The 8,951-nt window shown below is 52.8% G+C and carries 9 protein-coding genes; 2 read left to right on the top strand and 7 right to left on the bottom strand.

Features of this window, described 5'->3' with window-relative positions:
• Positions 1 to 119: 119 nt before the first annotated feature.
• The gene (gene katE, locus AAYN39_RS18800) at positions 120 to 2,372 is read right to left on the bottom strand and encodes a catalase HPII (protein WP_000019093.1); all 2,253 of its coding nucleotides are present in this window, start codon (positions 2,370 to 2,372) and stop codon (positions 120 to 122) included.
• A gap of 216 nt (positions 2,373 to 2,588) precedes the next feature.
• Between katE and cedA the strand changes: the two genes are divergently transcribed.
• Positions 2,589 to 2,831 carry a cell division activator CedA gene (gene cedA, locus AAYN39_RS18795; RefSeq protein WP_000977510.1) on the top strand — a complete coding sequence of 81 codons (243 nt, stop codon included), beginning with the start codon at positions 2,589 to 2,591 and terminating at the stop codon, positions 2,829 to 2,831.
• A 102-nt stretch (positions 2,832 to 2,933) separates the two neighbouring features.
• Here cedA and tcyP read toward each other — a convergent pair whose 3' ends face one another.
• The 3 genes from tcyP to hxpB form a co-directional block, all read right to left on the bottom strand.
• Positions 2,934 to 4,325 carry a cystine/sulfocysteine:cation symporter gene (gene tcyP / locus AAYN39_RS18790; protein WP_001010658.1) on the bottom strand — a complete coding sequence of 464 codons (1,392 nt, stop codon included), beginning with the start codon at positions 4,323 to 4,325 and terminating at the stop codon, positions 2,934 to 2,936.
• Between the two features lie 136 nt (positions 4,326 to 4,461).
• Positions 4,462 to 5,061 (bottom strand): metal-dependent hydrolase, encoded by a 600-nt coding sequence (locus AAYN39_RS18785; RefSeq protein WP_000505801.1) that lies wholly within the window; start codon positions 5,059 to 5,061, stop codon positions 4,462 to 4,464.
• A gap of 137 nt (positions 5,062 to 5,198) precedes the next feature.
• A complete protein-coding gene (gene hxpB / locus AAYN39_RS18780; RefSeq protein WP_000106859.1) occupies positions 5,199 to 5,867 on the bottom strand; it encodes a hexitol phosphatase HxpB in 669 nt (222 codons plus the stop codon).
• 148 nt (positions 5,868 to 6,015) lie between these two features.
• Here hxpB and AAYN39_RS18775 point away from each other — a divergent pair, with 148 nt between their 5' ends.
• Positions 6,016 to 6,552 (top strand): YniB family protein, encoded by a 537-nt coding sequence (locus tag AAYN39_RS18775; protein ID WP_000222158.1) that lies wholly within the window; start codon positions 6,016 to 6,018, stop codon positions 6,550 to 6,552.
• A gap of 42 nt (positions 6,553 to 6,594) precedes the next feature.
• Here AAYN39_RS18775 and AAYN39_RS18770 read toward each other — a convergent pair whose 3' ends face one another.
• The 3 genes from AAYN39_RS18770 to pfkB all read right to left on the bottom strand — a co-directional run bounded on the left by AAYN39_RS18770 (position 6,595) and on the right by pfkB (position 8,881).
• Positions 6,595 to 7,455 (bottom strand): fructosamine kinase family protein, encoded by an 861-nt coding sequence (locus AAYN39_RS18770; RefSeq protein ID WP_000267686.1) that lies wholly within the window; start codon positions 7,453 to 7,455, stop codon positions 6,595 to 6,597.
• A 106-nt stretch (positions 7,456 to 7,561) separates the two neighbouring features.
• On the bottom strand, positions 7,562 to 7,852 hold the full coding sequence (gene ghoS, locus AAYN39_RS18765; protein WP_000146133.1) for a type V toxin-antitoxin system endoribonuclease antitoxin GhoS: 291 nt from the start codon (positions 7,850 to 7,852) through the stop codon (positions 7,562 to 7,564).
• A 96-nt stretch (positions 7,853 to 7,948) separates the two neighbouring features.
• The gene (gene pfkB / locus AAYN39_RS18760; RefSeq protein ID WP_000251706.1) at positions 7,949 to 8,881 is read right to left on the bottom strand and encodes a 6-phosphofructokinase II; all 933 of its coding nucleotides are present in this window, start codon (positions 8,879 to 8,881) and stop codon (positions 7,949 to 7,951) included.
• Between the last annotated feature and the right edge of the window lie 70 nt (positions 8,882 to 8,951).

Below are 8,951 nucleotides of genomic sequence, written 5' to 3'. Positions count from 1 at the left end.
TAACGAAGTTTGATGCAAATGTCAGATCGTATGCGCCTGTTAGGGCGCGGCTGGTAAGAGAGCCTTACAGGCGCATCAGAAAAACCTCCGGCTATGCCGGAGGATATTTATTTTGCCGTTTATGCAGGAATCGCGTTAATTTTCCCCGCACGCGACCAGACACGGTGTGCCGCCATCAGCGTCAGCAGAGTGTCCATAAAGTGGTGGTCAACGTTATCTGCCTCAACAAGTCCTTCTTCCCCCTGGCTATCAATGTTTAAAAGCGCCTTAAACCGTCGGGCGTCGCCTGCCAGTGCGATGGGCTTCAGATGTTTGTAGGCTTCCAGAAGGTAGTAACGGGCATCGCCGCAACTCTCGATATCGGCAATATTGCCGCACGGTACTATTACCGCATCGACCGTTAGCGACGGCGCGCCGGCAAAGGTTGCCGCAATAGTTAATGTTGAACCGTCATCAGCCGTTACTTCCCCCATCCGTGAATAGAGCAGTTTTACGTGGACGCCTTTGGCTTTTAAAGCCTGAAAAATGGTCAACAGTTCGGCGGCGTTAACCTTGTCGTTCAGCAGAATAGCGACCACTCGGCCTTTAACATCGCCGTCCGGCACCGCATACAGGCTGAGCGCCGGATCTTTTTTCAGACCGTTGACATCAGGAGGCGGGGCAATTTGCGTTTGCTCATGGGTGAGTGCAAAACCGAGATTATGCGCGACGCCCTGAGCCAGCGTGACATCAATATGCGCTAACTGATCGACCACCCGCTCCCGAATATACGCGCGGGCGACTTTACCCAGCTCAAAGCTGAACGCGTCAATAATATGCTGCTGTTCTATCGGCGTCTGACTGAGCCAGAACAGGCGAGGATGCGAGTAATATTCACCGAAAGAGGGGCTGCGTTCGCGGATTTCATTACCATCCACGCGTTCCTGGTATGATTCGAAGCCGCCGCGTTTTGGCGCTGGCGGCGTTTCGCGTGGCCAGTTGTCATTAATGGAGTTTGGTTCATAGTTCGCCGGATTGGTGTCGATATCCATCCGGTGCATACCGTCACGCTGGAAGTTATGGTAGGGGCAGGTAGGGCGGTTAATCGGAATTTCGTGGAAGTTTGGCCCGCCCAGACGACTGATTTGCGTGTCGGTATAAGAGAACAGACGCCCCTGTAACAGCGGATCGTTGGTAAAATCAATGCCGGGAACAATATGTCCTGGATGAAATGCCGCCTGTTCGTTTTCAGCGAAAAAGTTATCCGGATTACGGTTTAACACCATTTTGCCGACGCGTTGTACTGGCACCAACTCTTCCGGAATCAGTTTGGTCGGATCGAGCAGATCAAAATCGAATTTAAATTCATCCTCTTCGGCAATGAGTTGTAGGCCCAGCTCGTATTCCGGGAAATCGCCCGCTTCGATGGCCTCCCACAGATCCCGGCGGTGAAAATCCGGATCGCGACCGGTCAGTTTTTGTGACTCATCCCATACCAGCGAGGCTTTACCTGCCAACGGTTTCCAGTGGAAACGGACAAAGGTCGCTTTCCCTTGTGCATTGATCAGACGGAAGGTGTGAATGCCGAACCCTTCCATCGTCCGATAACTCCGTGGAATACCGCGATCCGATATTGCCCACATGACGTTGTGCAGCGTCTCAGGCTGTAAGGAAACATAGTCCCAGAAGGTGTCGTGCGCGCTCTGCCCTTGCGGAATAGCCCAATGTGGTTCGGGCTTAACGGCGTGCACAAAATCCGGAAACTTATGCGCATCCTGGATAAAAAAGATCGGCGTGTTATTACCGACGAGATCGAAAATTCCCTCTTCGGTATAAAATTTGGTCGCAAAACCGCGGATATCACGTACGGTATCAGCAGACCCCGCGCCGCCCTGTACTGTCGAAAAGCGAACAAAGACCGGGGTAATTTTCTGTGGATCGCACAGAAACGCGGCTTTCGTGATGTCGCTCAGGTCTTTATATGGCTGGAAATAGCCGTGCGCTGCAGATCCGCGGGCGTGAACGATCCTCTCCGGGATACGCTCATGGTCAAAGTGGGTAATTTTCTCGCGCAGGATAAAATCTTCCAACAGCGTAGGGCCACGGCTGCCGGCGCGAAGAGAATTTTGATCGTCGGCGATGCGCACGCCCTGATTGGTGGTCAGCGCATAATTTTCGCTGCCTTTACGAAAGGCGTCGAGGGCGGTGAGCTTATCATTCGCGGTCTCGGGCGCTTTTAAGCTGCCGGGGGCCGTTGGTTGCGCGCCCGGCGGCGTCGGTTCTGGCGTGGGGCGATGTGAACCGTCTGACGGTGCCAGGGAGTCCAGGCCGGGCTGTGATTCACGGGTATCATGCACGGGGGACTGATGGGGGGATTTTTCATTATGCGACATTGAACTCGTCTCCTGCTTTCATCACTGAAATGGGCGTGGTAGTAGTCAAAATCACTCTAACTATAGAACATTTCAGCAATTATGCCGGGGGAGAGCGGAACGGCAGACAGGGTACAACGGGGAAATCGCACGCGCGGAACAGGACGTCGGGGGCGAAGATCGGCTAAAATAGTGTTTTTCTGATTTTTAGCCTTAGCCTCTTTTAGTGAAGCATTAATGATGAAACCTCTTCGCCAGCAAAATCGCCAGATTATTAGCTATATTCCGCGTGTTGAACCCGCGCCGCCGGAACATGCGATAAAAATGGATACGTTTCGCGACGTCTGGATACTGCGCGGTAAATATGTTGCCTTTGTTCTGACGGGGGAGTCATTTCAACGGTCGCCCGCCTTTAGCGTGCCAGAATCGGCGCAACGTTGGGCGAATCAGGTTCGCCAGGAAAACGAAATCGCTGACTAAGAAAAAAACAAAACGCCGGTACTGGAGACCGGCGTTTTTAGTGACAGACATTTTGAGTTGCCGATCGTCGTGTCTCAGACGATGTGAACTCCCGATAATGTATTATCGATGCGCCAGTTCAGCGTCTTCTTCGCTATCGAGAATGGTTTTATCGGTCTGCTTCAGCCACTGGCTGGTCAGCGTACCCGCGGTCATTGAGCCGCTCACGTTCAGTGCGGTACGGCCCATATCAATCAACGGTTCGACGGAGATTAACAGCGCGACCAGCGTGACCGGTAAGCCCATGGCAGGCAGCACAATCAGCGCGGCGAAGGTCGCGCCGCCGCCAACGCCGGCAACACCCGCCGAACTTACGGTAACGATACCCACCAGCGTGGCTATCCATACGGGGTCTAAGGGGTTGATGCCGACCGTCGGCGCAACCATTACCGCTAACATCGCAGGATAAAGACCGGCACAACCGTTTTGGCCGATGGTCGCGCCAAAAGAGGCAGCAAAGCTGGCGATGGACTCCGGCACGCCCAGACGGCGGGTTTGCGCTTCGACATTAAGTGGAATGGAGGCGGCGCTGGAGCGGCTGGTAAAGGCAAATGTCAGCACCGGCCACACCTTGCGGAAATATTTCAGCGGGCTAATCCCGTTCACGCCCAATAGTATGCCGTGAACCACAAACATTATCGCCAGACCAAGATATGACGCTACCACGAAGCTTCCAAGCTTAATGATGTCCTGCAAATTAGAGCCGGCAACCACTTTCGTCATCAGCGCCAGTACGCCGTAAGGCGTAAGTTGCATCACCAGACGCACCAGCTTCATCACCCAGCTTTGCAGGGTATCGATAGCAACAAGCACACGCTCGCCTTTTGGCGCATCATCTTTCAGCAGTTTAAGCGCGGCCACGCCCAGGAATGCGGCGAAAATCACCACGCTGATAATAGACGTAGGATTTGCGCCAGTCAGATCCGCAAACGGATTTTTCGGTACAAAAGACAGCACCAGTTGCGGCACGCTGAGATCGGCCACTTTGCCGACATAGCTCGTCTCAATGGCATTCAGACGCGCGGTTTCCGCGCCGCCCTGAACCAGACCTTCCGCCGTCAGTCCGAACAGATTGGTGACCAGCACGCCCACCAGCGCTGCGATAAAGGTAGTAAACAGCAGCGTGCCGATAGTCAGAAAACTGATTTTCCCCAATTGAGAGGCGTTATGCAGTCGTGCCACGGCGCTTAAAATAGAGGCGAATACCAGCGGCATCACAATCATTTGTAGCAATTGCACATAACCGTTGCCGACAATATTGAACCACTGAATGGAGTCTTTTAACACCTGACTGTCAGCGCCATAAATGGTGTGCAGGGCCAGACCAAAGACCACGCCCATCACAAGGCCGACAAGCACTTTTTTAGCCAGACTCCACTGTTTATGACGGGCCTGCGCCAGTACAAACAGCAGAATGACGAACACCGCAATGTTCGCAATTAATGGAAAATTCATCCCCGTTCTCCTGATTTTTTTATTATGAAGCGCTGTGTTTTAGCGATTCTGTTCGCGCAAGATTAGCAGAACTGTGAGCTGGCTCTTATATTCAAATGGAATGGTTTATACCTAAAATGACTTTGGCGTTGATTTACTAATCAATCTGGTGATTTATAAAACGATTGAACTGCATTTGCAGGATAGTGATCATCTGCGAAGACCAGCGTATGACGTTGTTTTCCGGCATGGATTGCGGCATCCACACCGCCCAGGCAAACAACGCCATACATAAAAATCGCTCCAGTTGATTGCCCTTGCGCGGCGCCAGAATAGGCAGGCGGAAACGCCAGCGACACGGCCACAGTAAGGGAACGCCTGCGGGGGTAAGCATATCCGCGACGATATGGCTTAAATAGCCGAGTACCATGCCTTGCAGCGCATCCGCCGGGATAATCCACGTATCCGGAACCTTGAGATAAAAGGTCGCCAGTAGGGCAAAGACCGCCAGCAGACTATGGGTAAACCCCCGGTGACCGAATGCGCGGGCGATCGGTTTCGATACCCATTTCAGGCGCTGACCAAGAAAAGATTTGGGGTGATCGATATCCGGCAGCAGACAGGTCAAAATAGCCGAAGGAATAATATGCCACCAGTCGCCGTGCGCAAGGGCGGGCGTTAACTCGGCATTCTTGGCGAAAACCGCGCTGGCTATAGAAAAAAGAAGATGTCCTTCCGCCGTCATGATAAAACCCATTAAACTGTCAATTCATACAGTATAGGGTTTTTATACAGTAGGCGGAAGTGGTGACGTTGTAACTCTTTGTCTCTGTCAAAGCCGCTTGCCGTCTGGCTCAGCGGCTAATTGCCCGTTGACTTTGTTTCGGAAACATCTTAACCGAGTAGATGCGCCGCCGTCAGCTCTGTCAGTGAGTTAAGTTTGACATTCGCCAGCGCAAAGCGCGGATCATGCTGGTTTTCTTCTGCTGGCACCACAATGGCGCGCATTCGCGCCGCCTTTGCCGCGATTAAACCATTCACCGAATCCTCCAGCGCCACGCAGGTTAATGGATCAACGCCTAATTTGGCCGCACAATCCAGATAGACCTGCGGGTGCGGTTTGCTGTAGGGCAATTTTTCCGCAGAGGCCAGCGCGTCAAAACTGTCGCGCAGTTCAAACATGGTGAGCACTTTTTCCAGCATATGCAGCGGCGATGCCGAGGCAAGCCCCACTAATAGCCCCTGCGCTTTACACAGCGCCACAGCTTCGCGCACACCCGGCAAAAGAGGGCGCGTCTCTTCGATAAGCGTAATCGCGCGGGCAATAACACGGTTTGTCACTTCCTGGCGATCGGGGCCGTTCCACGGTTGCTGCGCAAACCAGAGATCGACAACCATATCAATGCGTAGCCTAAGCGTGTCTGGCAGTTCATGGCGCCGAGTAATATCTACGCCTAAACTTGCCATCACGTCCAGTTCAGCGCGATCCCAGAGCGGTTCGGAATCGATCAATAGTCCATCCATATCGAAAATTGCAGCAAGAATTTGACGTGGGGTTGACATCACAACCTCTCCTGTTGAGATTAAAAAATAACGAATTAAGCGTTCATTATGACCATGTTCTTAGTATATCGCCCTTAAAGATCAGGCGAAAACGGGAATCAACAGGTAGACTTAGGCCAAAACGACGCGTCTTTATCAAGGGGAACTCATGACGTATCAACAAGCTGGACGCATTGCAATCCTAAAAAGAGTTGTTGGGTGGGTTATTTTTATTCCGGCACTGCTTTCCACGCTCATCTCAGTCCTTAAATTTATGTATGCGCACAGTGAAAAGCAGGAGGGGATAAATGCGGTAATGCTGGATTTTACCCACGTAATGATAGACATGATGCGCGTGAATACGCCGTTTCTGAATGTTTTTTGGTACAACTCGCCGACGCCGAATTTTCAGGGAAGCCTGAATATCGGTTTCTGGCTCATTTTTATTCTGATTTTTGTCGGGCTGGCGATGCAGGATTCCGGCGCCAGAATGAGCCGCCAGTCACGTTTTTTACGTGAAGGCGTGGAAGATCAGTTGATCCTGGAAAAAGCAAAAGGCGCGGAAGGACTAACGCGTGAGCAGATAGAGTCACGTATCGTGGTGCCGCACCATACCATCTTTTTACAGTTTTTCCCGCTCTATATTTTGCCGGTCATTATTATCGTGCTCGGCTACTTTTTCTTTTCCTTGTTAGGTTTCATGTAAACTGAAAAATGCCGGATAGCCCGTATCCGGTGTGGGCTGTACCTATACCGCAAGCAGCCGATCCATCGCTTTTTGCGCAGTAGCCAGGTGCTGACCGCCAAACAGCCTTGCCCGATTAAGCAGGGTGTAGAGCTGGTAAATCGGCTGCCTGTCGAGAAAATCCAGCGGTAGCGGCGAAACGGACTGATAGCCGTCATAAATCTGCGGTGGCTGATCGGTATGCAGCGGCAGCATCGCCAGATCGCATTCTCTGTCGCCCCAATAGCAGGCTGGATCGAAGATATAGGGGCCGTCAGGGCCAAGCGCGCAGTTCGCCGACCATAGATCGCCATGCAAAAGAGAAGGCTGCGGTTGATGCGACGCCAGACGTTGCTGAACATGTTCAACAATGGCGTCAATATTACCAAAGGTAATGCCTTTTTCCGCGGCGAGTTCAAGCTGCCAGCCAATGCGCTGTTCGGCGAAAAAAGTCGACCAACGGCGTTGCCAGGTATTCGGCTGCGGCGTGGTAGAGAGCGCGTTATCAAAATCGAGGCCGAATTGAGGTTGGTCGCTCCATTGGTGCAGGCGCGCCAGCTGTTGCCCAAGAATAAACGCATTATGGGCATCCAGCGGGCGGGGCGAGAGGTAGTCCATGACTAAAAAGCTGTAATCCCGATCCGAACCTACCGCCCATACCTTAGGCACAACAACGGTTTTACTGCGGGAGAGCAGCTCCAGCTGATCGGCTTCAGCGGTAAAACCGCGAAGCATTTCTCGTTCATCGCACTTCACGAAAAAATCATGGCCGGCATAACGTAAATGCCATGCGGCATGAACTTCTCCGCCTGGCAGTTCATTACGCAGTTCGATTTCGCCTTCACCGACTTGCTCGCTTAAAAGACGACTGATAGCTTGCCACATAATGTCTCTCCCCACGTTGTCTGCCAGATCATAAGGTTAGCGCAAAAATGCGGTTAAAAAATACGAACTAACGCACATCGCGGACGCGCCGCGGCGGGAATGGCACTTATTGTGCGTTTTTACTCCACGCCTCCCAGGTCGCCACGGTAATGTCGACATCCTTATCTAACGCGCTTTTCGCAAGTCCGGCGACAAGCGCTTTGATTTCATCAGCGCTCTGAGCGCTAACAAAGCCAAACGTATTGGTGCCGAGCTCATGCACATTCCCTTCATCGTCCGTTAATGTCAGCAAAAAACCGCTGCGCGTCAGATGGTTATTGAGTTCGTTAATCTCGGTCAGGGAATCTTCATGGAAGGTTACGGTAATAACATAACGGGTAATATCGCCACTGGCCATCGTTCACCTCGTTGGGAGCAACTGTGTTTTTAACAGCGGCGGATGCGCCGCCCGTTAACCGATTTTCCGGTATCCCCCTCGGCGAGGGGGAAACGATTATTGCGCGGAAAGATAGGCGTATATTTTTTGGGTATCGTCATGAGAACACAGACGCGTACCTTGATTGAGCGTAGCGGCGCTGCCTGCCGCCACACCGAAGCGCACCATCTCTTCCAGCGACGCGTCTTGCGCCAGTTTTAACGTCATCGCGCCCACCATACTGTCGCCTGCGCCGACAGTACTTTGACTTTTCACCGGGGGAGGAACAACCTGGATGCAATTCTCACTGTCTATGCCCAGCGCCCCTTGCGGCCCCAGAGAGACCACTACCCGGCGAGCCTTGCCACTTTGCACTAATTCCTGGGCCGCTTTACGCACATCATCAGGCTGCGTCAGATCGCGATTGACTAACGCGCTCAATTCTTTCAGGTTAGGTTTCACCAGTTCGATATCGCCAAGCGCCAACGCAGCGGTGAGCGCGTCGCCAGAGCTATCAATAATGCAGCGAATGCCTTGCTTCTGCGCGGCGGAAATCAGTTGCGTGAGTTTCTCGACCTTAACGCCGGGCGGAAGGCTGCCGCTGATAACCAGAATTGCCCCGGATTCAATTTCCAGTACCTGTTCTTCAAGCTGGCGAAATTCGTCATCGTCCAGCGTGGCGCCGGGCATAACAAAACGATATTGTTCGCCGCTGGACTCGACGTGGACGTGCAGGTTCTGACGCGTCCAGTCCTTCGCATCGACGGTAGACACGGGGACATTTTCGTCAGCCAGTAGTGCGACCAGATGTTCGCCGGTAGCGCCGCCAGCCGGGAAAATTGCGGTCGCGGTGCCGCCAAGATGCGCAATGGCGCGAGCGACATTAATACCCCCGCCGCCGGGTTCGAATACCGGCGCGGAGCACCGCAGTTTACCTTCGGGATAAATTTGCGGCGTGATTGTTGCGCTATCGAGAGAGGGCGCAAGCGTCAACGTATAGATACGTACCATCGTTACCTCCTGTTAGGCTGATTTCAGTCTGGCACTTAATCCCCGGAAAGTGAAGGAATTAACAATATGA

Source organism: Salmonella sp. K21076 (assembly GCF_039650795.1).
Lineage (GTDB): Bacteria > Pseudomonadota > Gammaproteobacteria > Enterobacterales > Enterobacteriaceae > Salmonella > Salmonella enterica.
The sequence above is the reverse complement of the archived record's forward strand: the minus strand, read 5'-3'. Positions and strand labels throughout refer to the sequence as shown.